At 69.3% G+C, this 24,323-nt stretch carries 23 protein-coding genes, 1 tRNA gene and 1 pseudogene; 10 read left to right on the top strand and 15 right to left on the bottom strand.

Going from position 1 to position 24,323, the window contains the following annotated elements:
- Entirely contained in the window at positions 1–1,434 is a 1,434-nt protein-coding gene (locus E5S66_RS08305) for a Y-family DNA polymerase (protein ID WP_138348804.1), read from the top strand.
- Positions 1,410–4,517: an error-prone DNA polymerase gene (locus tag E5S66_RS08300; RefSeq protein ID WP_212745342.1), complete on the top strand. Its 3,108-nt coding sequence runs from the start codon at positions 1,410–1,412 to the stop codon at positions 4,515–4,517. The genes E5S66_RS08305 and E5S66_RS08300 overlap by 25 nt, the downstream gene beginning before the upstream one ends.
- A gap of 106 nt (positions 4,518–4,623) precedes the next feature.
- Here E5S66_RS08300 and E5S66_RS08295 read toward each other — a convergent pair.
- Positions 4,624–4,708: transfer RNA gene (locus E5S66_RS08295), tRNA-Leu, on the bottom strand.
- 97 nt (positions 4,709–4,805) lie between these two features.
- On the opposite strand from E5S66_RS08295, the gene rnr reads away from it, so the two are divergent.
- The 3 genes from rnr (at position 4,806) to E5S66_RS08280 (ending at position 8,363) form a co-directional block, all read left to right on the top strand.
- Positions 4,806–7,217 (top strand): ribonuclease R, encoded by a 2,412-nt coding sequence (gene rnr / locus E5S66_RS08290; RefSeq protein WP_138348802.1) that lies wholly within the window; start codon positions 4,806–4,808, stop codon positions 7,215–7,217.
- A gap of 130 nt (positions 7,218–7,347) precedes the next feature.
- A complete protein-coding gene (rlmB, locus tag E5S66_RS08285) occupies positions 7,348–8,094 on the top strand; it encodes a 23S rRNA (guanosine(2251)-2'-O)-methyltransferase RlmB (protein ID WP_138348801.1) in 747 nt (248 codons plus the stop codon).
- Positions 8,094–8,363: a CBU_0592 family membrane protein gene (locus E5S66_RS08280; protein WP_138348800.1), complete on the top strand. Its 270-nt coding sequence runs from the start codon at positions 8,094–8,096 to the stop codon at positions 8,361–8,363. Before rlmB ends, E5S66_RS08280 begins: the two co-directional genes overlap by 1 nt.
- 66 nt (positions 8,364–8,429) lie before the next feature.
- Here the strand turns inward: E5S66_RS08280 and rnt are convergent, their stop codons facing one another.
- The 10 genes from rnt to pstS (E5S66_RS08230) all read right to left on the bottom strand — a co-directional run bounded on the left by rnt (position 8,430) and on the right by pstS (E5S66_RS08230) (position 17,057).
- On the bottom strand, positions 8,430–9,122 hold the full coding sequence (gene rnt / locus E5S66_RS08275) for a ribonuclease T (protein ID WP_246037186.1): 693 nt from the start codon (positions 9,120–9,122) through the stop codon (positions 8,430–8,432).
- A 41-nt stretch (positions 9,123–9,163) separates the two neighbouring features.
- Positions 9,164–9,913, bottom strand: a complete 750-nt coding sequence (locus E5S66_RS08270; RefSeq protein WP_138348799.1) for an HvfC family RiPP maturation protein — start codon at positions 9,911–9,913, stop codon at positions 9,164–9,166.
- The gene (locus E5S66_RS08265) at positions 9,910–10,731 is read right to left on the bottom strand and encodes an HvfB family MNIO-type RiPP peptide maturase (protein WP_138348798.1); all 822 of its coding nucleotides are present in this window, start codon (positions 10,729–10,731) and stop codon (positions 9,910–9,912) included. The genes E5S66_RS08270 and E5S66_RS08265 overlap by 4 nt, the downstream gene beginning before the upstream one ends.
- Positions 10,732–10,734: 3 nt before the next feature.
- Complete coding sequence (locus E5S66_RS08260) at positions 10,735–11,199, bottom strand: EF-hand domain-containing protein (RefSeq protein ID WP_138348797.1); 465 nt, start codon at positions 11,197–11,199, stop codon at positions 10,735–10,737.
- 95 nt (positions 11,200–11,294) lie between these two features.
- On the bottom strand, positions 11,295–11,999 hold the full coding sequence (phoU, locus tag E5S66_RS08255) for a phosphate signaling complex protein PhoU (RefSeq protein ID WP_138348796.1): 705 nt from the start codon (positions 11,997–11,999) through the stop codon (positions 11,295–11,297).
- A gap of 82 nt (positions 12,000–12,081) precedes the next feature.
- Complete coding sequence (pstB, locus tag E5S66_RS08250; protein ID WP_138348795.1) at positions 12,082–12,918, bottom strand: phosphate ABC transporter ATP-binding protein PstB; 837 nt, start codon at positions 12,916–12,918, stop codon at positions 12,082–12,084.
- Entirely contained in the window at positions 12,911–13,774 is an 864-nt protein-coding gene (gene pstA, locus E5S66_RS08245) for a phosphate ABC transporter permease PstA (protein ID WP_138348794.1), read from the bottom strand. Before pstA ends, pstB begins: the two co-directional genes overlap by 8 nt.
- Positions 13,771–14,742 carry a phosphate ABC transporter permease subunit PstC gene (gene pstC / locus E5S66_RS08240; protein WP_138348793.1) on the bottom strand — a complete coding sequence of 324 codons (972 nt, stop codon included), beginning with the start codon at positions 14,740–14,742 and terminating at the stop codon, positions 13,771–13,773. Before pstC ends, pstA begins: the two co-directional genes overlap by 4 nt.
- 67 nt (positions 14,743–14,809) lie before the next feature.
- Complete coding sequence (gene pstS, locus E5S66_RS08235) at positions 14,810–15,877, bottom strand: phosphate ABC transporter substrate-binding protein PstS (protein ID WP_138348792.1); 1,068 nt, start codon at positions 15,875–15,877, stop codon at positions 14,810–14,812.
- Positions 15,878–16,034: 157 nt separating this feature from the next.
- Entirely contained in the window at positions 16,035–17,057 is a 1,023-nt protein-coding gene (pstS, locus tag E5S66_RS08230; RefSeq protein WP_138348791.1) for a phosphate ABC transporter substrate-binding protein PstS, read from the bottom strand.
- Between the two features lie 272 nt (positions 17,058–17,329).
- Here pstS (E5S66_RS08230) and E5S66_RS08225 point away from each other — a divergent pair, with 272 nt between their 5' ends.
- Positions 17,330–18,523, top strand: coding sequence for a porin (locus tag E5S66_RS08225; protein WP_138348790.1), 1,194 nt, complete (start codon positions 17,330–17,332; stop codon positions 18,521–18,523).
- A 55-nt stretch (positions 18,524–18,578) separates the two neighbouring features.
- Here E5S66_RS08225 and nth read toward each other — a convergent pair whose 3' ends face one another.
- The 3 genes from nth to E5S66_RS08210 are packed head-to-tail and all read right to left on the bottom strand — an operon-like array spanning position 18,579 to position 20,465.
- On the bottom strand, positions 18,579–19,274 hold the full coding sequence (nth, locus tag E5S66_RS08220) for an endonuclease III (protein WP_138348789.1): 696 nt from the start codon (positions 19,272–19,274) through the stop codon (positions 18,579–18,581).
- Positions 19,271–19,642: a hypothetical protein gene (locus E5S66_RS13870; protein ID WP_138348788.1), complete on the bottom strand. Its 372-nt coding sequence runs from the start codon at positions 19,640–19,642 to the stop codon at positions 19,271–19,273. The genes nth and E5S66_RS13870 overlap by 4 nt, the downstream gene beginning before the upstream one ends.
- 40 nt (positions 19,643–19,682) lie before the next feature.
- The gene (locus E5S66_RS08210) at positions 19,683–20,465 is read right to left on the bottom strand and encodes an enoyl-CoA hydratase/isomerase family protein (RefSeq protein ID WP_138348787.1); all 783 of its coding nucleotides are present in this window, start codon (positions 20,463–20,465) and stop codon (positions 19,683–19,685) included.
- 209 nt (positions 20,466–20,674) lie between these two features.
- Here E5S66_RS08210 and E5S66_RS08205 point away from each other — a divergent pair, with 209 nt between their 5' ends.
- From E5S66_RS08205 to arsC, 4 genes and pseudogenes are all read left to right on the top strand, one after another.
- Positions 20,675–21,403 carry an FKBP-type peptidyl-prolyl cis-trans isomerase N-terminal domain-containing protein gene (locus E5S66_RS08205; protein WP_038053697.1) on the top strand — a complete coding sequence of 243 codons (729 nt, stop codon included), beginning with the start codon at positions 20,675–20,677 and terminating at the stop codon, positions 21,401–21,403.
- Positions 21,404–21,497: 94 nt separating this feature from the next.
- A pseudogene (locus E5S66_RS08195) lies at positions 21,498–22,315 on the top strand (CoA pyrophosphatase).
- Positions 22,303–23,160: a sulfurtransferase gene (locus tag E5S66_RS08190; protein WP_138348784.1), complete on the top strand. Its 858-nt coding sequence runs from the start codon at positions 22,303–22,305 to the stop codon at positions 23,158–23,160. Before E5S66_RS08195 ends, E5S66_RS08190 begins: the two are co-directional and overlap by 13 nt.
- A gap of 2 nt (positions 23,161–23,162) precedes the next feature.
- Entirely contained in the window at positions 23,163–23,519 is a 357-nt protein-coding gene (arsC, locus tag E5S66_RS08185) for an arsenate reductase (glutaredoxin) (RefSeq protein WP_138348783.1), read from the top strand.
- Between the two features lie 4 nt (positions 23,520–23,523).
- Here the strand turns inward: arsC and E5S66_RS08180 are convergent, their stop codons facing one another.
- A complete protein-coding gene (locus E5S66_RS08180; RefSeq protein WP_138348782.1) occupies positions 23,524–24,282 on the bottom strand; it encodes an enoyl-CoA hydratase/isomerase family protein in 759 nt (252 codons plus the stop codon).
- Between the last annotated feature and the right edge of the window lie 41 nt (positions 24,283–24,323).

Here is a 24,323-nt window from a genome sequence, read left to right as displayed (position 1 = left end):
ATGCGCTGGGCCTGCATCCTGCTGCCGCAGCTCGCGCTGGACGGCGTGCTGCGGCGTTGCGCCGAACCCGATGCGCCGCTGGCGCTGGTCGCGGGGGCGCCGCAGCGGCGCGTGCTGCATGCGGTCAATCCGGCGGCCCGTGCGCTCGGCCTGCGCCGGGGCATGTCACTGGCCGCGGCGCAGGCGCTCGCCGGCAGCTTCGCCATCATCGAACACGACCCGCATGAGGAGGCCCGCTGGCACCGCTTCCTCGCCGCCTGGGCCTACCGCTTCAGTTCGCAGGTGAGCGCCCAATACGGCCATGCGTTGATCGTCGAGATCGAAGGCAGCCTGGGTCTGTTCGGCCCCTGGCCGCGTTTCGAGGCCCGGCTGCGGGAAGAACTGGCGCAGCTGGGCTTCCGCCACCGGATCGTCGCCGCGCCGAACCCGGCGGCGGCGCGGGCGCTGGCCAATGTCCACGACGGGCTGGCGGTGGCGGGCGTCGAGCCGATGCGCCATGCCCTCGGGCAGCTGCCGGTGCAGCGCGCCGGCTTCGCGCCGGACGTCGCCACCGCCTTCCAGCGCATGGGCCTGCGCACGCTGCGCCAGGTCATGGCGCTGCCGCGCGCCGGGCTGGCGCGGCGCTTCCCGGCGGATGTCCTGCGGCATCTGGATGCGTTGCTGGGCGAGCACGAACTGGCGCTGGCCTGGTATCGCCCGCCGGACCGGTTCGCGATGCGGATCGAGCTCGGTTACGAAGTCGAATCCTCGCAGGCGCTGCTGTTTCCGCTGAAGCGGCTGACCGCGGATCTTGCCGCCTTCCTGGCCGGCCGCGATGGCGGCGTGCAGCGGTTCGCCCTGCAGCTGGAACACGAGGGCGGCGCGGCGACCGAGGTGGCGGTCGGGCTGCTTGCGCCGGAACGCGATGCCGCGCTGCTGTTCGAGCTGGCGCGTGCCCGGCTGGAGCAGGCGCAGGTGGCCGCGCCCGTGCGCGCGCTGGCGCTGGTGGCGGAGGAGTTGCCGCCGTTCATGCCGGCGCACCGCGAGCTGTTCGATGCGCGCCCGCAGCAGGCGACTTCGTGGGAGCAGCTGCGCGAACGCCTGCGCGCACGGCTGGGCGAAACGGCCGTGCACGGTCTGTCCGCCCATGACGACCATCGCCCGGAAGCGGCGTGGCGCGATGTCGCGGCGCCTCCGACCCGTCACGGCTCGGCGCGGCTTCCGGCCCAATCACTGCCGCCGCAGCGCCCCGGCTGGCTGCTGGCCAGGCCCATCCCGCTGCGCGGTCCGACGCCGCGCCTGCTGGCGGGTCCCGAACGCATCGAGTCCGGCTGGTGGAACGGCGATATCCGCCGCGATTACGCCGTCGCCCAGCTGGCCACCGGCCAGCGCGCCTGGGTGTACCAACCTGTCGGCGGTGACGGCGGCTACTGGCTGCACGGCTGGTTCGCATGAGTCTGGCCCGAATGCACTACGCCGAACTGCACTGCCTGTCGAGCTTCTCGTTCCAGCGCGGCGCCTCCAGTGCGCGCGAGCTGTTCGAGCGCGCCCGCCAGCACGGCTACACGGCATTGGCGATCACCGACGAGTGCACGCTGGCCGGGATCGTGCGCGCCTGGCAGGCGGCGAAGGAAGTTGGCCTGCCGCTGATCGTCGGCAGCGAGATGCGCATCGAGGGCGGCCCGAAACTGGTGCTGCTGGTCGAGAACCTCGCCGGCTACCAGGCGTTGTGCCGGCTGGTCACCACCGCCCGCCGACGCGCACCGAAGGGCGAATACCGACTGCTGCGCGAGGATGTTTCCGGCCCGCTGGACGGACTTTCCGCACTGTGGATTCCGGACGATCCGGCCGATTGCCGGGACGGGCACTGGTTGCGGGGGATTTTCCCGGCGCGGCTGTGGATCGCGGCGGAACTGCATCGCGGCCAGCGCGATGCGGAGAAACTCGCGGCCCTGCAGTCACTCGGCAACGCGCTGGGCCTGCCGCTGGTCGCCGCCGGCGACGTGCACATGCACGCGCGCGGGCGCCGCGCCCTGCAGGACGTGATGACCGCGATCCGTCATCGCACCACGGTGGCGGAAGCCGGGCTGCGGTTGTTCCCGAACGGCGAGCGCCACCTGCGCCCGCTGCACGCACTGGCCGGGTTGTATCCGCCGGAACTGCTCGCCGAATCCGTGCGCATCGCCAAGCGCTGCACCTTCGACCTGGGCCAGCTGCGCTACCAGTATCCGCAGGAGCTGGTACCGGCCGGGCAGACGCCCGCCAGCTGGTTGCGTGCGTTGACCGAACAGGGCCTGCGCTGGCGCTGGCCGCAGGCGGTTCCGCGCAAGGCGCGCGCACTGGCCGACAAGGAACTGGGCCTGATCGCCGAACTGCGCTACGAGGGCTATTTCCTGACCGTGCACGACATCGTGCGCCACGCCCGCAGCCTCGGCATCCTCTGCCAGGGCCGCGGCTCGGCAGCGAACTCGGTGGTCTGCTATGCGCTGGGCATCACCGAGATCGACCCCGACCGGATCGGCATGCTGTTCGAGCGTTTCGTCTCGAAGGAGCGCGACGAGCCGCCGGACATCGACGTCGATTTCGAGCACGAGCGGCGCGAGGAGGTCATCCAGTACATCTTCCAGCGCTACGGCCGCGACCGCGCCGCGCTCACCGCGGTGGCCAGCAGCTACCACGGCGCCGGTGCGATCCGCGACGTGGCCAAGGCGCTGGGGTTGCCGCCGGACCAGGTCGACGCGCTGGCCGGCTGCGTCGGCCGCTGGAGTGATGCGTTGCCGCCGCCCGAGCGCCTGCGCGAAAAAGGCTTCGACCCCGACAGCCCGCTGTTGCGGCGGGTGCTGGTGCTGGCCGGGGAACTGGTGGGATTTCCGCGCCACCTGTCGCAGCATCCGGGCGGGTTCGTGATTTCCGAGCAGCCGCTGTCCACGCTGGTGCCGGTGGAGAACGCGGCGATGGACGGGCGCACCGTGGTGCAGTGGGACAAGGACGACCTGGATGCCGTCGGGTTGCTCAAGGTCGACATCCTCGCGCTGGGCATGCTCACCGCGCTGCGGCGCTGCCTCGACCTGCTGCGCGCCCACCACGGCCGCGACCTGGCGCTGGCGACGATCCCGGCCGAAGACCCGGCCACCTACGAGATGGTCTGCCGCGCCGACACCATCGGCGTGTTCCAGATCGAATCGCGCGCGCAGATGGCGATGCTGCCGCGGCTGCAGCCGCGCACGTTTTACGACCTGGTGATCGAGGTGGCGATCGTGCGCCCGGGGCCCATCCAGGGCGACATGGTGCATCCCTATCTGCGCCGGCGTACCGGCGATGAGCCGGTGCGTTATCCCTCGAAGGAACTGGAGCGCGTGTTCGAGCGCACGCTGGGGGTGCCGCTGTTCCAGGAGCAGGTGATGGAGCTGGCCATCGTCGCCGCCGGCTATACGCCCGGCGAGGCCGACGACCTGCGTCGTTCGATGGCGGCATGGAAGCGCCACGGCGGGCTGGAGCACCACCGCGACAAGCTGACCAAGGGGATGCTGGCGCGCGGCTACAGCGCGGAGTTCGCGGCGCGCATCTTCGAGCAGATCAAGGGCTTCGGCAGCTACGGCTTCCCGGAGTCGCACGCGGCCAGCTTCGCCCTGCTCACCTATGCCAGCAGCTGGCTCAAATGCCACTATCCCGCGGCCTTTGCCTGCGCCCTGCTCAACAGCCAGCCGATGGGGTTCTACAGCCCCGACCAGCTGCTGCAGGACGCGCGTCGGCACGGGGTGGAAGTGCGCCCGGTGGACGTACGCCACAGCGACTGGGACTGCACGCTGGAGCCGGACCGACGCGGCGCGTTCGCGCTGCGGATGGGGCTGTGCATGGTGAAGGGTTTCAACGAGGACAGTGCGCGACGGATCGAACGGGCTAGGGCGGCGCAGGCCTTCACCGATGTTGCCGATCTGTCCGAGCGCGCCGCGCTGGACAGCCGTGCCCGCGAAGCGCTGGCCGATGCCGGCGCGCTGCGCGGGTTGGCCGGCCATCGCCATCGCGCGCGCTGGGAGGTGGCCGGCGTGGAAGAGCAGCGTCCCTTGCTGGTTGCGGCGACCCGGCCGCGCGAAATCCAGGTGGCGCTGCCGCTGCCGACGGCGGGCGAAGACCTGTTCGCCGACTACGCCACCGTGGGCACCACGCTGGGCCGGCACCCGCTGGCGCGGCTGCGCGCGCAGCTGCGGGCGCGCCGCTGCCGCAGCTCGCGGGAGCTGCCGCGGATTCCATCGGGCCGGCACATCGCCGCGGCCGGGCTGGTGGTGGGGCGGCAGCGCCCGCAGACCGCCAGCGGCGTCACCTTCGTGACCCTGGAGGACGAGCACGGGATGATCAACGTGGTGGTCTGGAAGCAGGTGGCCGACCAGCAGCGGCAGCCGTTCCTGGAGTCGAAGCTGATGATGGTGGAAGGCCGGCTGGAAGCAGAACACGGCGTGCGCCACCTGATCGCCAAGCGCCTGCATGACCTGACCCCGCTGCTCGGCAGCCTGGACGTGCGCAGCCGCGATTTCCACTGAGCCGGCCGCAACCCGCGACGCAATTTGGTGCCGCTGCCCGCACCCGCGATGCGGCTGCGACAGGCAACAAAAAAGCCCGCTTGCGCGGGCTTCTTCAGAACCACTTTGGTGCCCAGGAGAGGACTCGAACCTCCACGGTTTTACCCGCTAGTACCTGAAACTAGTGCGTCTACCAATTCCGCCACCTGGGCCGGTGGTGAGCCGCGCATTCTCCAGAGATGCGCCGGGACTGTCAACAGTTATTTGCCGGCCTGCATGCGGTTCACTTTGGGCCTGTAACATCGCGGCATGAGCAAACCTCCCAGCAAGCGCGGCCAGGGCCGCGACAAGGGGGCCGGCACCACAAAAGGCGCCGGCAAGTCCAGTGGATCACCTGCCAAGGGTGCCGGCAAGCGGCCGGGTTGGATGCCCGAACCGCCGGCGGGCGGACCGGGCCGGCGCGCGCCGCGGCCGGCATCGGCGCCGGTCGCCGACCCGCATGCGCATCGCGAAGCACAGCGTTACGAACACCCGATCGCCAGCCGCGAAATGATCCTGCAGATGCTGGCCGCGCAGGATGGGCCGATGGACGACCAGGCGCTGGCGCAGAAGCTGGCGCTGACCGAACCGGACCGTTTCGATGCCCTGCAGAAGCGCCTCGGCGCGATGCTGCGCGCCGGCCAGCTGCTGCAGAACCGGCGCGGTGGCTACGTGCCGGCGGCGCAGGCCGAACTGATCCCCGGCAGCGTGATCGCCAACCCCGACGGCTTCGGCTTCCTGCGCCCCGAGAAGGGCGGCGACGACCTGTTCCTGCCGCCGTATGAAATGCGCAAGGTCAGCCACGGCGACCGCGTGCTGGTCAGCATCACCGGCATGGATCGGCGCGGTCGCGGCGAAGCGACCATCGTCGAGGTGTTGGAGCGCCGCCTGACCCGGCTGCTGGGCCGCTATACAGAAGAGCTGGGCATCGCCTACGTGGTGCCGGACGACAAGCGCATCCAGCGCAACGTGATGGTGCCGCAGGACGCGCGCAACGATGCGAAGGCCGGCCAGCTGGTGGTGGTGGAAATCACCACCCCGCAGGACGCGCATCGCCCGCCGATCGGCCGCGTGCTGGTGGTGCTGGGCGACAAGCTCACCGCCTCGCAAGCGGTGGAAGCGGCGATCCATGGTCACGACATCCCGCACGAATTCCCGCCCGAAGTGCTGGCGCAGGCCACCGAGGTGCCGCTGGAAGTGCAGCACGCGGAGATCGCGGCGCGGGTCGACCTGCGCCGCGTGCCGCTGGTGACCATCGATGGCGAGGACGCCAAGGATTTCGACGACGCGGTGTGGTGCGAACCCAATGCCGACGGCTTCCGCCTGATCGTCGCGATCGCCGACGTCTCGCACTATGTGCGGCCCGGCACCCCGCTGGACGACGAGGCGCAGCTGCGCGCGACCTCGGTTTACTTCCCCGGTTTCGTGGTGCCGATGCTGCCGGAGACGCTGAGCAACGGCATCTGCTCGCTGATGCCGGCGGTGGACCGGCTGTGCTTCTGCTGCGACATGCAGGTGGGCCGCGACGGCATCGTGACGTCGAGCCGGTTCTATGAAGCAGTGATGCATTCGCACGCGCGTCTCACCTACACCGACGTGTGGAACGCGGTCGGCGAGGGCATCCCGGAGGACGACCACGACGCCGCGTTGGCGAAGATCGGCGCGCTGCTGCCGCAGGTGCAGCGCCTGCACCAGCTCTACAAGGTGCTGGACAAGGCGCGCGCCAAGCGCGGCGCGATCGAGTTCGAGAGCAGCGAAGTGCGCTTCGTGCTGGACGCCAGGGGCGTGGTCACCCAGGCCGGCATGCTCCAGCGCAACGATGCCCACAAGCTGATCGAGGAATGCATGATCGCGGCCAACGTGCAGGCCGCGCTGTACCTGATGCAGGCGCGCGTCCCGGCGCCCTACCGCGACCACGACAAGCCGCCGGAATCCAAGTACGCCGACCTCGAGGAATTCCTCAAGGAGTTCACCCTGCGCATGCCGCCGTGGGCGAAGGTCAGGCCGAAGGACTTCCGCGCAATGCTGGAAAAGATCCGCGAGCGCCCCGACGCCGCGTTGCTGGAGTCGGTGATCCTGCGCAGCCAGTCGCTGGCGGTGTACGCGCCGGACAACATCGGCCACTTCGGGCTGGCGCTGGAGGCCTACGCGCACTTCACCTCGCCGATCCGTCGCTATCCCGACCTGCTGGTGCACCGCGCGATCAAGCACGCGCTGGCCGGCGGCCGGCCGGAAGCGTACGAATACTCGCCGCACGAAATGACCAGCCTGTCGCTGCAGTGTTCCGAGCGCTCGCGCCGCGCCGACGAGGCCCAGCGCGAAGTCGACGAGCGCTACCGCGCGGCGTGGATGGAAAGCCACGTCGGCAAGGAGTTCGACGGCACCATCAGCGGCGTGACCAGCTTCGGCCTGTTCATCGAGCTGGACGATTCCAAGGTCAACGGCCTGGTCCACGTCACCCAGCTGCCGCGCGACTTCTACCACTTCGACGCGGTGCGCAAGACGCTCACCGGCGAGCGCCGCGGCCGCGAGTTCCGGCTCGGCGACCGCGTCCGCATCGTGGTGCTCAAGGCCAGCGTGGAAGAGCGCAAGATCGACTTCCGCCTGGCCGAGGAAGACGCCGGCCTGCCGGCGTCACCGGAGCGCGGCCAGCCGGGCAAGCGGAAGAAGAAGAGGTACTGAGGGTCTGCGCGCTTTGCTCCCTCCCTTGCGAAGCACGGGAGGGCTGGAGGGTGCTCTTGGTCTTGAAAAGCACGCCTTCCCGAAACCTCCCCCTGCATTCGCAGGGGAGGTGCTAAGGCACAATACCCGCATGAGCAAACCCTCCCAATGGATCGTCGGCATCAACGCGGTCGCCTCCGCGCTGGAGCACGACGCCGAACACGTGCGCGAAGTGCTGCTGGAAGCCGGCGGCAAGAACCCGCGCATCACCGAAATCGAACAGCAGGCGCGGCGCAAGGACATCGACGTGCGCCGGGTCGCCCAGCAGGCGCTGGATGGCGTGGCCGGCGGCGTGCGTCACCAGGGCGCGGCGGCGCGCTACGCCGCGGCCAAGACCTGGGACGAGCACGAGTTGCCGGCATTGATCGAAGCCGCCGAAGGCCGCGCGCTGCTGCTGGTGCTGGACGGCGTGCAGGACCCGCACAACCTCGGCGCCTGCCTGCGCAGCGCCGCCGCGGCGGGCGCCACGGCGGTGGTGTTCCCGAAGGACAAGGCGGTGCAGGTCAACGCCACCGTGCGCAAGACTTCCGCCGGCGCGGCGGACACGCTGCCGATCTTCAGCGTGACCAATCTCTCGCGCACCCTGCGCGACCTGCAGAAGGCCGGCGTGTGGATCTACGGGCTGGCCGGCGAAGCCGACGCCTCGCTGTACGCCATCGACCTGAAGGGCAACGTGGCGCTGGTGATGGGTAGCGAAGGCGAAGGCCTGCGCCGGCTCACCCGCGAAAACTGCGACCAGCTGGTGAAGATCCCCATGCCGGGCGGTTTCGAGAGCCTCAACGTCTCGGTCGCCAGCGGCGTGGCGCTGTTCGAAGCCGTGCGGCAAAGGAGCGCGTGATGGCGTTGAACCTGATGTGGTACGACTGGGTGGGCATCGCCGGGACATTGGCGGTGCTGGTGGCGTTTTTCCTGCTGCAGGCCGGGAAGCTGTCCGGCACTGGCATCGTCTATCAGCTGTTGAATCTGTTCGGCTCCGGCGGCGTGCTGGTGTCGCTGCTGGGCAAGTTCAACGTGTCGGTGTTCGTGCTGGAAGCCGTGTGGATGGCGATCAGCGCGTACGGGATCGTGCGCACGCTCAGGGTGAAATCACAGGTGAAGCTGACGTGAGTCCCTTACGCGCAGGGCGCTCCGCCCACATCGGCTTGGGACACGCCGCAAGTACGTCCATGTAGGCTAATCGGCGCCATCCATGGCGCCGATTGTCCCTGCGCTCGATGCGGACGGAGCGACCTGCGCTGCGGGATATGGCTTTTTCCATGCGTTGGCAATCGCGCAGAACAGCTTCGCGGTCTGCTCGGTGTCGTATACCGCTGAATGTGCCTGGCTGGGATCCCAGCCAAGCCCGGCCGCCATCGCCGCGCGCGCCAGCACGGTCTGGCCGTAGGCCAGGCCGGCCATCGTCACCGTGTCGAACACGCTGAACGGGTGGAACGGGTTGCGCTTGTGCTGCACCCGCGCCACCGCGGCGTTGACGAAATTGAGGTCGAAGTGGGCGTTGTGGCCCACCAGGATGGCGCGCTGGCAGCCGTGCTTCTTCACCGCGGCGCGTACCGGCGCGAAGATCGCGTCCAGCCCGCTGCGCTCGTCCACCTCGCCGCGCAGCGGGTGGCCGATCTTGATGCCGGTGACTTCCAGCGACTTCGGGTCGATGCTGGTGCCGGGCGCGGGGGCGATGTGCGCGTGCGCGACTTCGCCCGGCACGTAGTTGCCGGCCGCATCCAGTTCGATCGGGATTGCCGCGATCTCCAGCAGGGCGTGCTTGTTCCAGTCGAAGCCGCCGGTTTCCACGTCCACCACCACCGGCAGGTAGCCGCGGAAGCGCTCGGCCATCGCCGCGAAGGCTGGTGCATCTTGCGTATCGGTCATCGGCAAAGCCTAGCAGAGCGGCGCGCCGGCCCACGTCGTTTTCAGCACGCGGCAGGCGCGGTGCCCACCAGCACGCCCTCGGCGCGCAGCCGTTGCAACATCGGCCTCGCTTCGCCGAGGAATGCGTCGAAGTCCGGATGGCTGGCTTCCTCGGCCAGCTGGCGCAGCAGCGCGCGACCGCTGCGCCCGTCGTTGGCGCCGGCCAGCGCCAACAAGCGATACAGCAGCGGCGACAGTATCGAGAAATGGACGCGGCCGCCGCGATCGCGGCGCAGCAGCACCAGCGTGGGTGCGGGCGGTGGTTCGGTGGGCTGGCAGTCCGGGCCAAGCCTGTGCACCGGCCAGCGGTAGGCCAGCGGCCAGGCCAGCGGTGACAGCAGCGGCACGCCGTCCAGCAGGTCGCCATCGGGATCGTGCGCAGGCAGCGCGGCGTCGCTGAGCTGCAGGCCCAGTTCGGCCCATTCGTAGTGCGCCAGCTCGGCCAGCCACGGCCGTGCGGGATCTTCCGCGGCCTCGAGGAAGGCGATGAACTCCAGCCCCAGCCGGGTGAACAGCGGGGTTTCGCTGCGATGCCCGGCAAGGAAGCGGCGCAGCAGCGCCTGCCACTCCACATCGCCCAGGGTCCGGCGGATCACCGGGAAGGTGCCGGCCAGCAGGCCGTCGAGGTTGCTGGCCACCAGCTCGCGATAGACCGCCAGCCGCCGGTCTTCGATGCCCGGCGGGCCGGGGTGCGTGGCCGGATCGCGCACGTGCGCGGCCAGCACGTGCAGCTGGTCGTGCAGTGTGCTCATGCCGCGGCCTGCAGCGCGCGGATGCGCGCCACCTCGTCCACCAGCACGGGCAGCGGCGGGAAGTTGAAGTCGCGCTCCAGCAGGGTGGGGCGCACGCCGTGGCTGGCGTAGGCGAAGCCGAGCAGCGCCCACACCTCGTCCTTCACGGCGGTGCCGTGGGTGTCGATCTTGAGGTCGTCGGCCTCGTCGAAGTGACCGGCAACGTGGTAGCTGGCGATGCGCTGCGTCGGCATCGCCTTGATGAAGCTGCGCGCGTCGTAGCCGTGGTTGATCGCGTTGACGTAGACGTTGTTGACGTCCAGCAGCAGGTCGCAGCCGGCCTCCGCCAGCACCGCATTGATGAAGTCGATTTCGGCGAGCTGCCGGAACGGCGCGGCGTAGTAGCTGACGTTCTCCACCGCGATCCGCCGGCCCAGCGCGTCCTGCGCCTGGCGGATGCGCGCGGCGACGTGCAGCACCGCTTCCTCGGTGAACGGCAGTGGCAGCAGGTCGTAGAGGTGGCCGTTTGCTGCGCAGTAGCTCAGGTGCTCGCTGTACAGCGCCACTTGATGACGGTCGAGGAAATCGCGGGTCTGTCGCAGGAGCGCGTGATCCAGCGGGTCCGGCCCGCCCAGCGACAGCGACAGGCCGTGGCAGCTCAGCGGGTGCCGCGCCGTCAGCGTCTGCAGCTGCTCGCCGAGCGCGCCGCCGACGCCGATCCAGTTGTCCGGCGCGCATTCCAGAAAATCGAAGGCGCCCGCAGGCGCCCCGATCAATTCGTCCAGCAGCGCGCGGCGCAGGCCAAGGCCGGCGCCGCGCGGGGGCAGGGCGTCAGCCACGGCTCACATGCTGCCGCCGCATTTGCCCTCGCCGCATTTGCCTTCCCCGCACTTGCCTTCGCCGGCGGCCTTGCCGTCCTTGTTCATGGCGGCGTGGTGTGCGTCCATTTCGGCCTGGCTGATGAAGCCGTCGCCGTCGGTGTCGATCTTCGGGAACATCGTGTCCTTGCCGCCGTGGGCGGCGGCGAACTCGGCGCGTGAAATGCGCCCGTCCTTGTCGGTGTCCTTCTGCGCCATGCCGCAGCTGCCTTCGTGCTTGGCCTTGTCGGCCTTGGCGGGCTTGTCGGCGCCCATCATGCCGGCGCCGCACTTGCCTTCACCGCACTTGCCCTCGGCGGCGGCGGCCTTCGGCGGATCCTGCAGGTAGCCGTGCGCCATCGCGTCCATGGAGAACAGCGGGCCGGCGAGCGCGCCGGTGGCGACGGCGGCGCCAAGCACCAGCGCCAGGGGGTTACGGGACTGCGACATGGTCGACTCCTTGCGCGATAGCGCCTGATGGTGGGCCGATGCTACCGCTTGCGGCACGGGGCGGCCAGTCACCGGCCCGCGTCGTTCCGGACGGTTCAGACGGCGGTGGTGTTGCTGTCGTCGCGCTTGTCGCGCTGCGGCAGCAGCTCTTCGCCGTGGATCAGGAACCAGGCGTTCTCGGCGATGTTGGTGGCGTGGTCGCCGATCCGCTCGATGTTCTTGGCCATGAACAGCAGGTGGGTGCAGGCGGTGATCGCGCGCGCGTCTTCCATCATGTAGGTCAGCAGCTCGCGGAACAGCCCGGTGTAGAGGGTGTCCAGCTCGGCGTCGCGGGCGCGCACGCGCAGTGCGGCCTCGCCGTCGCGTTCGCGGTAGGCCTCCAGCACGTCGCGCACCTGCTGCACCGCCATCCGCCCCAGCGTGCCCAGGCCGCGGGTAAGCGGCAGCGGCGGCAGCTGGTTCAGCACCAGCGAGCGCTTGGCGATGTTGGCGGCATAGTCGCCGATCCGCTCGATGTCCGAGGCCACCCGCAACGCGGCCAGGATCAGGCGCAGGTCGGTGGCCAGCGGGCCGCGCTGGATCAGGCGGATCACGTCGTGGTTGACCTGCTGTTCCAGCGTATCGATCGCCTCGTCGTTGGCGATCACGCGCTCGGCGGCGCCGTCGTCGCGGCGCTCCACCACGTCCAGCGCGGCCTCCAGCTGGGCGGCGGCCATCAGGCCCATGCGGATCAGCTCGCCCTGCAGCGCGCGCTGTTCGTCGTCTAGGCTCTTGACGATGTGGTTGTATTGCTCGTTCATCTTTTGCTCCTTCCGCCCGATGTCCGGGGAAGTGCCCCGCAAGGGGGCGAGGGGTCGTCGCGTGTGCGTGGATCGGCCGTGGTCAGCCGAAGCGACCGGTGATGTAGTCCTCGGTCTGCTGCTTGGCCGGGTTGGAGAAAATCTGCGAAGTCGCGCCGTGCTCGACCAGGTCGCCCAGGTACATGAACGCGGTGTAGTCGGACACGCGCGCGGCCTGCTGCATGTTGTGGGTGACGATCATGATGGTGAACTCCTGCTTGAGTTCCTCCACCAGCTGCTCGATGCGGCCGGTGGAGATCGGGTCCAGCGCCGAGGTCGGCTCGTCCAGCAGCAGCACGTCGGGCTTGAGCGCCACCGCGCGGGCGATGCACAGGCGCTGCTGCTGGCCGCCGGACAGGCCCAGCCCGCTTTCCTTCAGCTTGTCCTTGACCTCGTCCCACAGCGCCGCTTGGCGCAGCGCCTGCTCGACGCGAACGTCCAGTTCGGCCTTGCTCAGGCGCTCGTGGTGGCGGATGCCGTAGGCCACGTTCTCGTGGATGGTCATCGGGAACGGCACCGGCTTCTGGAACACCATGCCCACCCGGCTGCGCAGGCGGTTCATCGGGTACTTCGGATCGAGGATGTTCTCCCCGTCCAGCAGCACCTCGCCTTCGGCGCGCAGCTTGGGATAGAGCGCGTAGATGCGGTTGAACACCCGCAGCAGGGTGGACTTGCCGCAGCCGGAAGGGCCGATCAGCGCGGTGACGCGCTTCTCGGGGATGTCGAGGTCGATGTTCCGCACCGCCAGGGACTTGTCGTACCAGAAGTTCAGCCCGCGGGCGGACAGCTTCACCGGCGGCGACTGGGGCAGGGCGTCATCGTGCGGCGCTTGCATGGCGGCTTGGGCGTAATTCATCGGAATGGTCCGGAGGTCAGTCATGGGCAGCGCGCTTGCGCAGGAGGATGAAGCGGGCCAGCAGGCTGGTGGTCAGCACGAACAGGGTGATCAGTAGCGCGCCGGCCCAGGCCAGCTGCTCCCAGTTCTCGAAGCCGGAGCCGGCGAACTTGTACATGGTCAGCGGCACCGCGCTGATCGCGCCGCCGATGTCGAGGCTGAAGAATTCGTTGCCGAACGCGGTGAACAGCAGCGGCGCGGTCTCGCCGCTGATCCGCGCCAGTGCCAGCAGCACGCCGGTGACGATGCCGGGCAGGGCGCTGCGGTAGAGCACCTGCAGGGTCACCTTCCACTGCGGCACGCCCAGCGACAGCGCGGCTTCGCGCATCTGCACCGGCACCAGCCGCAGCATCTCGTCGGTGGTGCGCACCACCACCGGCAGCACGATGAAGGCCAGCGACAGCGCGCCGGCGAGAGCCGAGAAGTTGCCGCCGGTGTTCATCACGAAGGCCGCGTACACGAACAGACCCAGCACGATGGAAGGCGCCGACAGCAGGATGTCGTTGACGAAGCGCACCGCGGTGCCGAGCTTGCGGTGGCCGCCGACCTCCGCCAGCCAGGTGCCGGCGGCGATGCCCAGGGGGGTGCCGATGGCCACGCCCATGCCGCACATCAGCAGGCTGCCGACGATGGCGTTGCGCAGGCCGCCGGCTTCCATCGGCGGCGGCTGGTCCTGGGTGAACAGCGCCAGGTTCAGGTGCGCCAGGCCTTTGGCCAGCAGCGTCCACAGGATCCAGCCGAGGAAGGCCAGGCCGAACACCGCGGCCACGCAGGCCAGGCCGATGGCGACGGCGTTCTTGATCCGGCGGCGACGGTAAAGCGAAGCGGACGGGGCGTTCACCGGTTGCCCTCCTTGCGTTCGAGGTTGAGCAGCATCAGCCGGGCCAGCGCCAGCACGATGAAGGTGACGATGAACAGCACGAAGCCCAGCAGCAGCAGCGCGGCGCGATAGGTTTCGGTGGCCTCGCCGAAGTCGTTGGCGATCAGCGCGGCGATGGTGGTCGAGGGCTCCAGCAGCGACGCCGTGAACGACACGCTGTTGCCGATCACGAAGGCCACCGCCATGGTTTCGCCGAGCGCGCGGCCAAGGCCGAGGAACACGCCGCCGATCACCGCCGAGCGGGTATAGGGCAGGACGATGTCCCAGCTCACTTCCCACTTGGTGGCGCCGAGCGCGTAGGCCGATTCCTTCAGCCGCGCCGGCACGGTCAGGAACACCTCGCGCATGGTCGAGGAGATAAAGGGGATCACCATGATCGACAGCACCAGCCCGGAGGTCAGCATGCCGGCGCCGATCGGCGGGCCCTGGAACAGCGGGCCGATCACCGGCAGTGGCCCCAGGTGCGCGTCCATCCACGGGATCAGGTGCTCGCGCATCACCGGCATCAGCACGAAGAAGCCCCACATGCCGTAGATGATCGAGGGAATGCCGGCCAGCAGTTCGATGGCGGTGCCCACCGGCGTGCGCAGCCAGCGCGGCGCCACCTCGGTGAGGAAGAAGGCGATGCCGAAGCTCACCGGTACCGCGATCAGCATCGCGATCAGCGCGGTGACCAGGGTGCCGTAGATCGGCACCAGCGCGCCGTACTTGTCCTCCACCGGATTCCAGTCGGTGGAGAAGAAAAAGCCCAGGCCTTCGTGCGCGAGCACGCTGCGGCCGCCCCAAAGCATCGACAGCGCGGCGCCGGCCAGGGTGACGAGGACGAACACCGCGGTGGCGGTCAGCAGCCAGCGGAACCAGCGGTCGTGGCGCGCATCGGCGGCGTCGCGGCGGCTGGCGATCGGAAGGTCGGTGGTGGTGGCACTCATTCGGTCTGCTCGTCATGCCCGCGGGGCGGGCATCGGTTGGGGGCGGAAGGACCTGCCAGCGCCGGGGTCAGCCCGGTTGCCCGGCCCAGTACGCCTCGATCTGGCGCACCAGCTCCGGCGGCAACGGTACGTAATCCAGCGCCGACGCCTGCGCGCCGCCGTTGGTCCAGGCCCAGCGGAAGAACTCGCGTGCGGCCTCGGCGCTGGCGGCGTCGCGCGGCTGGCGACGCATCAGGATGAAGTTGGTGGCGGCGATCGGCCATGCCTCGGCGCCCGGCGCGTCGGTGATGACCAGCGCGAAGTCGCGCGCGTTCTTCCAGTCGGCGCTGGCGGCAGCCGCGGCGAAGCTTGCCGCATTGGGCTGCACCCAGCTGCCGGCGGCGTTGCGCATCGCGGTGTAGGCCATGTCGTTCTGCAGCGCGTAGGACAGCTCGACGTAGCCGATCGCGCCCTTCAGCTGCTTGACGTAGGACGCCACGCCTTCGTTGCCCTTGCCGCCGACGCTGGTGCCGGTCCAGTTCACGGTGGTGCCTTCGCCGACCAGCCGCTTCCAGTCGGGGCTGGCCTTGGACAGGTAATTGGTGAAGTTGAAGGTGGTGCCGGAACCGTCGGAGCGGCGCACCACGTTGATCCGTTCGGCCGGCAAGGCGACGCCGGGGTTGGCGGCGGCAATCGCGGCGTCATTCCACATCGTGATCCTGCCGAGGTAGATGTCGGCCAGCAGCGCGCCGGTCAGGCGCAGCTTGCCGGCCGCGATGCCGGGCAGGTTGACCACCGGCACCACCCCGCCGATCACCGACGGAAACTGCATCAGCCCGTCCTTGACCAGTTCCTCGGTCGGCAGTGGCTTGTCGGAGGAACCGAAGTCGACGGTGCCGGCCCTGATCTGGGCGATGCCGCCGCCGGAGCCGATGGACTGGTAGTTGATGCGCTTGCCGTTCAGCTTGGCGTAGTCCGACGACCACTTCGAGAACAACGGATAGACGAAGCTGGCGCCGGCGCCGGTGACGACGTCGGCAACCCGGTCAGCCTGCGTGGCATCGGCACCGGTGCGGTCATTGCCGCCGGAGCACGCGGCCAGGCCGGTGGCCAGGGTCAGGCAAAGGGCGGTGAGGCGGAAGGCGGAGCGGAACATGGCGTATCTCGAGGGCTATGGCCGGATGCGCACATCAAACGATGTTTTTGTGACAGGCCGATGACCATCGCAGGCGTTTTGTCATGGTTCCCGCCGGGAGACGACCAAAAAAAAGCGGGCCCGAAGGCCCGCAACAGGGGGTTATGCGGAATGCGGCTTACTTGACGTTCTGGGTCCAGTAGGTGTCGATCTGCTGGACCAGCGAGTCGGGGAGCGGGACGTAGCCCAGCGAAGCGGCGGACGCGTCGCCGTTGGCATAGACCCAGCGGAAGAACTCCAGCGCGGCCTTGGTGCCCGGCTTGCTGTTCTTGTGCACCAGCATGAAGTTGGTGGCGGTGATCGGCCAGGCGTTCTGGCCGGGGGCGTTGGTGACGATCAGGAAGAAGTCCTTGGTCGACTTCCAGTCGGCGCTGGCGGCGGCCTCGGCGAAGCTGTCGTCGCTCGGGTTGATGTAATTGCCGGCGGCGTTCTTCAGTCGCGAATAGGCGACCTTGTTCTGGATCGCGTAGGCCAGCTCGACGTAGCCGATGCTGCCGCGGATCTGCTTGACGTAGGCGGACACGCCCTCGTTGCCCTTGCCGCCGATGCCGGCAGGCCACTTCACCGCGGTGCCTTCACCGACCTCGGTCTTCCACGACGGGCTGACCTTGGACAGGTAGTTGGTGAAGTTGAAGGTGGTGCCGGAGCCGTCGGAGCGGTGCACCACGGTGATCTTCTGCGCCGGCAGGTTCAGGCCGCGGTTGCTGGCGACGATGCGCGGGTCGTTCCACATCTTGATCTTGCCGAGGAAGATGTCGGCCAGCACGTCCGGGTCCAGCTTCATGGCGCCGGCGGCGATGCCCGGCAGGTTGAACGCCGGCACGATGCCGCCGATCACCGACGGGAACTGCGCCAGGCCCGAGCGCGCCAGCTCGGCCGGCGGCAGCGGCTTGTCGGAGGAGCCGAAGTCAACGGTGCCGGCCTTGATCTGGGCGATGCCGCCGCCGGAGCCGATCGACTGGTAGTTCACTTCCTTGCCGGTCGCGGCCTTGTAGTCGGACGACCACTTGGACATCGCCGGGTAGACGAAGGAAGCGCCGGCGCCGGTGACGTCGGAAGCGAAGGCGCTGGCGGACAGGGCGGCAGAGAGACTGGTCGCCAGCGCGAGCGCGGCGATGCGGATCTTGAAGGACTTGGACACGAAGAACTCCTGGTGAGCGGATGCGACGGGGCGATGCCCGGTTCGTGGCGCATTCCATCGCGCTTGCGTGACGACCGCGGGTCAGTCGTGTGACGGTGGCATGACGGTTGCGCGGGGTACGCGTGGCGCGCGGACGGCGGCCGCGTGAAGAAAAGCGCGCAAGGGAAATAAAACTGCAATCGATGGCGGGTCAAATGCGTGCTGCAGGTGACGCGAGGCGGAGACCCGCGCGCTGCCCACCAGACAGCTTTCCATCACAACGGAGTTCCCACATGCGTCCCACCCGTCTGGCCGTCGCGATCGCCCTGATCGCCGGCACCGTCAGTTTCAACGCCGCCGCGCAGAGTGCCCCCAGCGCCCAGGACATCGCCGAGCTGAAGGCGCAGATCGCCGCGCTGCAGGCCCAGATCCAGAGCCTGGAGGAGCGCAACGATGCGCAGTCCGACGTCAACGTGGCCCAGGCCAAGACCAACGAGCAACTGGACGACGTCGCGAGCCTGAAGAAGCTGGTCAACGGCACCAAGCTCAGTGGCCGCCTGTACTACGACCTGACCAACATCGACGACAGCAGCAAGGGCGTGAAGACCGACAAGTCCGGCTTCGCGTTCGACATCAAGCGCTTCTACCTGGGCGTGGACCACAAGTTCAACGACCAGTGGTCGATGAACCTGACCACCGACTTCCAGTATTCGTCGGCGATCGGTGCGACCGAGATCTATCTGAAGAAGGCTTACGTGCAATACAAGCACAACGATGCGTTCGTGCTGCGCGCCGGTGCCACCGATCTGCCCTGGGTGCCCTTCGCCGAGAACTACTACGGCATGCGCTACATCGAAAATACCCTGACCGACCGCCTGAAGTTCGGTACCTCGACCGACTGGGGTCTGCACGCGGGCGGCAAGGTTGCCGGCGGTTCGATGGAATACGCGGTCGCCGCGCTCAACGGCAACGGTTACAAGAACCCGAGCCGCAGCAAAGGCCTGGATTTCGAAGGCCGCCTCAGCTTCGCCCCGACCGAGCAGACCGTGGTCGGCATCGGCGCCTATTCGGGCACGCTGGGCAAGGAAAAGCAGACCGTCGATGCCAACCACACCGCCAACCGCCTGGACTTCCTGGCGGCCTACATGTCCGGCAAAACCCGCTTCGGCGTCGAATACTTCCAGGCCAACAACTGGAACAACGTCACCACCCTGGCCAGCGACAAAGCCAGCGGCTGGTCGGTGTGGGGCAGCATGGGCCTCAACGAAAAGGGCGTGACCGTGTTCGGCCGCTACGACCGCAGTGACGTCAGCAAGACCTTGAATCCGAGCTTGCAGGACACCTACTACAACCTCGGCGTGGAGTTCCCGATCGCACCGGGCGTCAAGGTCGCGACCGTGTACAAGCACACCGATCGTCGCAACGACACTCGCAGCACGGACCTCAAGACCGACGAGTTCGGCGTGTGGGGCGAGTTCCGCTTCTGATCGCCGCGTTAGTCATGCAGGACACGACGCCCCGCCTCTGCGGGGCGTTGTTTTTTCAGGGCGCTGCGGGCTGCGCCGACGGTCCCTTGTCCGGCCAGCGGCACAGGTCGTGGAGCACGCAGCGCGCGCAGTCCGGCTTGCGCGCCTTGCAGGTGTAGCGTCCGTGCAGGATCAGCCAGTGGTGCGCATCGCGCGCGAACTCGGCCGGCACCAGTCGCACCAGCTTGTCCTCGACCGTGCGCACATCCTTGCCCGGCGCCAGCCCGGTGCGGTTGGAGACGCGGAAGATGTGCGTGTCCACCGCGATGGTGGGCTCGCCGAACGCGGTGTTGAGCACCACGTTGGCGGTCTTGCGGCCCACGCCGGGCAGGGCTTCCAGCGCCTCGCGCGTGCGCGGCACCTCGCCGCCGTGGCGTTCCAGCAGCAGCCGGCACAGCGCGATCACGTTGGCCGCCTTGGCGTTGTACAGGCCGATGGTGTTGATGTAACCCTTCAGGCCGTCTTCGCCCAGCGCCAGGATCGCGGCGGGCGTGTTGGCGGCCGGATACAGCCGGCGGGTGGCCTTGTTGACGCCGACGTCGGTGGCCTGCGCCGACAGCACCACCGCCACCAGCAGCTCGAAGGGGGTGGTGTATTCCAGCTCGGTGGTGGGGTGCGGGTCGCCCGCGCGCAGGCGGGTGAACAGCTCGGTGATTTCGGCGGGCGCGAGCTTGCTGCCGCGCGCGGCGCGCGGCTTGGGCGTTGCGTTCATGCGTGGCGTGCCTTGGCTTTCGCCAGCGCCCGCGCCAGCGCATCGGCGGCGGCCGCGGGCAGCGCGGGTGTGGCCTGCTGCGCCGTTGTCACAACGGCGGTGCGACGCGCGGCGTCCCGTTCAGCCTTGATCCGCGCCAGCCGTTCGGCGCGGGCGCGGTGGCGCTGCCGCGCGGCCAGCGCGAAGCGCCGCGCGTCGCGCGCTTCGGTCAACCGCGCGCTGCAGGCGGACGCGCAGGACGGGCAGGGCGCGGCGTCAAGCAGGCCCAAGGTCATCGCCGCGTCGAGATCGCCCTCGCACAGCGCAGCCAGCAGCCGATGGGCCGGGTGCTTCGCGGCGCAGCTGCAGGTCGGGCAGGCGGTATCCATGTCTCGTTCGCCACTCCCGCGAAGGCGGGAGTGAGCGGCTTCATTTCCCGGCGAACGCCGGCTTGCGCTTTTCGAGGAACGCGGAGGTGCCTTCGCGCATGTCCTCGGTGGCGAACATCAGGCCGAACTGCGCCGACTCGTATTCCAGCCCTTCCTCGATGCCGCATTCGCCGCCGATGTTCACGCAGTCCAGCATCCCGCGCAGCGCCAGCGGCGCGGCGTTGGCCAGCTGCGCCGCCAGCTTCATGGTTTCCGCCTCCAGCTCCGCGGCCGGCACCACGCGATTGACGATGCCCAGCTGCAGCGCGCGCTCGGCGTTGACCGGGGCGCCGGTCAGGCACAGTTCCAGCGTTGCCGCGCGACCGCACAGGCGCAGCAGGCGCTGGCTGCCGCCGAAGCCGGGAATCAGGCCGAGATTGATTTCCGGCTGGCCCACCTTGGCGGTATCGGCGGCCACGCGCAGGTGGCAGCACATCGCCAGCTCCAGCCCGCCGCCCAGGGCGAAACCGTTGACCATCGCGATCACCGGCTTCGACAGCTTCTCCACCCGCCGCATCATGCGGGTGCCGCGCAGCGAGAAATCGCGGCCCTGCACCGGCGTCAGCGCATTCATCTCGGCGATGTCGGCGCCCGCCACAAACGCCTTGGGGCCGGCGCCGGTCAGCACCACCACCCGCACCGCGTCGTCGGTGGCAGCCTCGGCAAAGGCCGCATCAAGGGCGTCGATTGTGGCGGCGTTCAGCGCGTTCAGCTTGTCCTGGCGGTTGATGCGGATGGTGCGCACGCCATCGGCGGTGTCGATCAGCAGCAGATTGTTGGTCATGCGGGGGTCCAGTCGGATTTTCGTGTGCCGGGAGGGAACTTCGAGGGCCGGCCCGGGTCGCAGAGGGGTGCCGGTAGCCGTCAAGTGCCGGGGCCAGTATCCTAACGTGTCGCGTCGGGGCGTTCCGCCCGGCGTCGACGAATCCTTCCGGCCTGCGCCGGATTCCTGCGGGCCGCGTTGGCGGCCTCATTCGACATACGAGGTTGTGGATGAAGTTGCGTGCGATTGCTGCCAGTGCGGCGGCCCTGACCCTGACCGCCGGCATCGCCTCGGCGCAGACCAAGCCGGCCGCGGCCCCCGCCAAGCCCGCCACTGCTGCGCCCGCCGCCGCGCCGGTGGTCGACAAGACCCACGCCAGCTACGCCTTCGGCTGGCAGCTCGGCCAGGAACTGGTCAACACCGGCGAGCCGGTCGACATCGCCACCGTGGTGCGTGGCGTGCAGGATGCCTTCGCCAAGAAGCAGCCGGCCTACACCGAACAGCAGCTGGGCGCCGCCTATTCCGGCTTCCAGCAGCGCATGGAGTTGAAGGCGCAGGAAGCCTTCCGCAAGGCGCTGGCCGACAACCAGGCGCAGTCCGCCGCGTTCGTCACCAAGTTCAAGGCCGAACAGGGCGTGATCACCCTGCCCAGCGGCATCATGTACCGGATCGCCAAGGCCGGCACCGGCGCCAAGGCCACCGCCACCAGCGAAGTGCAGATCGCTTTCCGCAGCTTCCTGGCTGCCGTGGGCGTGCCGCTCAGCGGCGTGCAGACCCCGCCGGCGTTCAAGGTGGCCGATGCGCCGATCCCGGCGCTGAAGGAAACCCTGCCGCTGATGCAGCAGGGCGCGGTGTGGGAAGTGGTCATCCCGCCGGGCAAGGGCCTGGGCGGCAACCAGAACCAGCAGTTCGCGCAGCAGGCCGTGGCCATGCAGATCGAGCTGGGCGCGGTCAAGTAATCCGGTTGGCCGCGCCCCGGCGCGCCACCGCGGCAAGTCCCGATGCGCCGGCCATGTGCCGGCGCATCGCGTTTGCGGCGCTAACATATGCGGCATGAGTGACCTGTTCCGCGCCGTGCTCAGTCCCTGCACTGGTGTCTGCACGCTGGACGAAGCCGGGCTGTGCCGCGGTTGCCGCCGTACCGGCAATGAAATCGCCGCGTGGACCACGCTGGGCGATGCCGCCCGCCTGCACCTGATGGACGTGATCCTGCCGGCGCGCCCGGCAGCGGCGGAGGACGCCTGATGGACGCCGCGGCGCTGGCCGACTGGCTGCGCGGCGCGCTGCATCCGCTGGATGCGCCACCCGCGGTGGCGCCGTGGAACCTGTCCGACCTGACCGGTCTGGTGCAGCCGCGGGCGCCGCATCCGGCGGCGGTGCTGGTGGGGGTGATCCCGCGGGCGGCCGGCGCGGGGGTGCTGCTGACCCGCCGCACCGACGGCCTGCGCCACCATGGCGGCCAGGTCAGCTTCCCCGGTGGCCGCATCGAGCCTGATGACCCCAGCCCGGCCGCCGCGGCGCTGCGCGAAGCGCGCGAGGAAGTGGGCCTGCAGGCCGCGCAGGCGCGGATGCTGGGCTACCTCGATCCGCTGCTCACCATCACCGGCTTCCGCGTGCTGCCGACGGTGGTGCTGGTGGATCCCGGCTTCCAGCCGGTGCCGGAACCGGGGGAGGTGGCCGAAGTGTTCGAGGTGCCGCTGGAACTGCTGATGGACCCGGCGCAGCTGGACACCATCGAGCTGGAGTTCGGCGGGCGCGCCCGCCACGTGTTCCAATACCGCTACCAGCCGCAGCGGATCTGGGGCGCGACCGCCTCGATCCTGTACAACCTGCGCGAACGGCTGGCTGGCTCGAACCAATGGAGGGTGTGATGGCCGGATGGACTACCGTGGTGCAGGCGGACATCCTGTCGGTGGCGCTGGAGCGTCCCGACCTGGTGATCGTCGACTGTCGTTTTTCCCTGATCGACCCGAACCTGGGCGAACAGTCCTGGCGGCGTTCGCACATCCCCGGTGCCGCATACGCGCACCTGGAGCGCGACCTCTCCGACATGTCGCGCAAGGGCGAGGGGCGCCATCCCTGGCCCGATGCCGAAACCTTCTGCGCCAAGCTGACCCGCTGGGGCATCGCGCCCAGTTCGCAGGTAGTGGCCTACGACGATGCCGACGGTGCCTACGCCGCGCGGCTGTGGTTCCTGCTGCGCACGCTCGGCCACGAAAAGGTGGCGGTGCTGGACGGCGGCTGGACGCGCTGGACGTCGCTGGGACTGCCCGTCTCGTCGCTGCCGCGGGAGCCTGCCAGCCAGCGCTACGTCGCCAGCTTCGACGCCTCGCGCCTGCTCGATGCCGACGCCGTCGAAGCCCATCTTGCCGCTGGCGGGATGCTGGTCGATGCGCGCGCGGCGGCGCGCTTCCGCGGCGAGGAAGAGCCGCTGGACAAGGTCGCCGGGCACGTACCGGGTGCGGTCAACCGGCCCTACGCGAACAACATGGCCGACGGCCGCTTCAAATCGCCGATGCAGCTGGCCGACGAATACCGCGCGCTGCTGGCCGGGCGCGACCCTTCCGAGGTCGTGGCGATGTGCGGCTCCGGGGTCACCGCCTGCCACAACCTGCTGGCGATGGAGCGCGCCGGGCTGCGTGGCGCCAAGCTGTTCACTGGTTCCTGGAGCGGGTGGCTGGCCGACCAGCGGCGGCCGGTGGCAACCGGGGCATGAACATGGCGGCAAGCAAGGTGGAAATCTGGCATCGCCCCAGCTGCAGCAAATCCCGCGGCGCGCTGGAGATCCTGCGCGAGGCCGGCATCGAACCGGTGGTCGTGGACTACGTGGCCAACCCGCCCACCAAGGCGCGGCTGCATCAGGCCATTGCCGATGCCGGGCTCAGCGTGCGCGAGGCGATCCGCAGCAAGGAAGCCGAATACGCGGCGCGCGGGCTGGCCGATCCGGCCCTGTCCGACGACGCGCTGCTGGAGGCGATGGTGGCTGCGCCGATCCTGATCAACCGCCCGTTCGTGTTCACGCCCAAGGGCGTGCGCCTGTGCCGGCCGCCGGAAACGGTGCTGGAGCTGCTGTAGGCGCTTACTTCCCGATCCGTGCCAGCATCGCGCGCAGTGCCGCCTGCGTGTCGGGATGCGACCACTGGGCGACGAAGCGGGGCAGGTCGATGCGTTCGTCCGCCAGCGCCGCGATGACGTCGCGGCGGGCGATCGCGCGCGTCTCCAGCATCGGCATGTGCGGCAGCTGCAGCAGCTCCTCCAGCCAGACCCGTGCGCGGGTGGCGACGTCGTCGATGTGCACCAGCTCGTCCACCAGCCCGATCTGCAGGGCCTGCTGGGCGTCCGGCATCGCCCCGGCCACCAGCAGGCGTTCGGCGCGATGCGGGCCGACCACGCGCGCCAGCAGCGCCTGGATGCCTTCCGGCGCGACCAGGCCCACCTGGGTTTCGTTCAGGCCGATCCGATAGGGGCCGTCGGCGAGGATGCGGTAATCGCAGCACAGCGCCAGCACGCAGCCGCCGGCCGGCGCGTGGCCGGCCATCGCCGCAACCACCGGCACGGGGCATTCCGCCAGCGCGCGGGCGGCGGAGAAGAACACCGTCCACGCCCGCAGCAGCGCGTCCTGATCTTCGCCCAGCGACAGCAGATAGGGCACGTCCAGGCCTGCAGAAAACACCTTCGGCCCGCCCACCAGCACGATCCCGCGGGCGCCGCGCGCCGGCGCTTCGTGCAGCGCCTGCACCAGGTCGGCGCACAGCTCGGGATTCAACGCGTTGACCGGCGGCCGCGCCAGCCGCAGCTCGTGGACTTGGCCGTGGACGGTGGATTCGATCAGCGACATGGGCAGGCTCCTGGGCGACGTGCGGCCATCATAGGCGTGCG

The organism is Thermomonas fusca (assembly GCF_005862345.1).
In the GTDB taxonomy this organism is placed as follows: domain Bacteria; phylum Pseudomonadota; class Gammaproteobacteria; order Xanthomonadales; family Xanthomonadaceae; genus Thermomonas; species Thermomonas fusca.
Note: the sequence above shows the minus strand (reverse complement) of the source record. Positions and strands in the feature narration are given on the sequence as shown.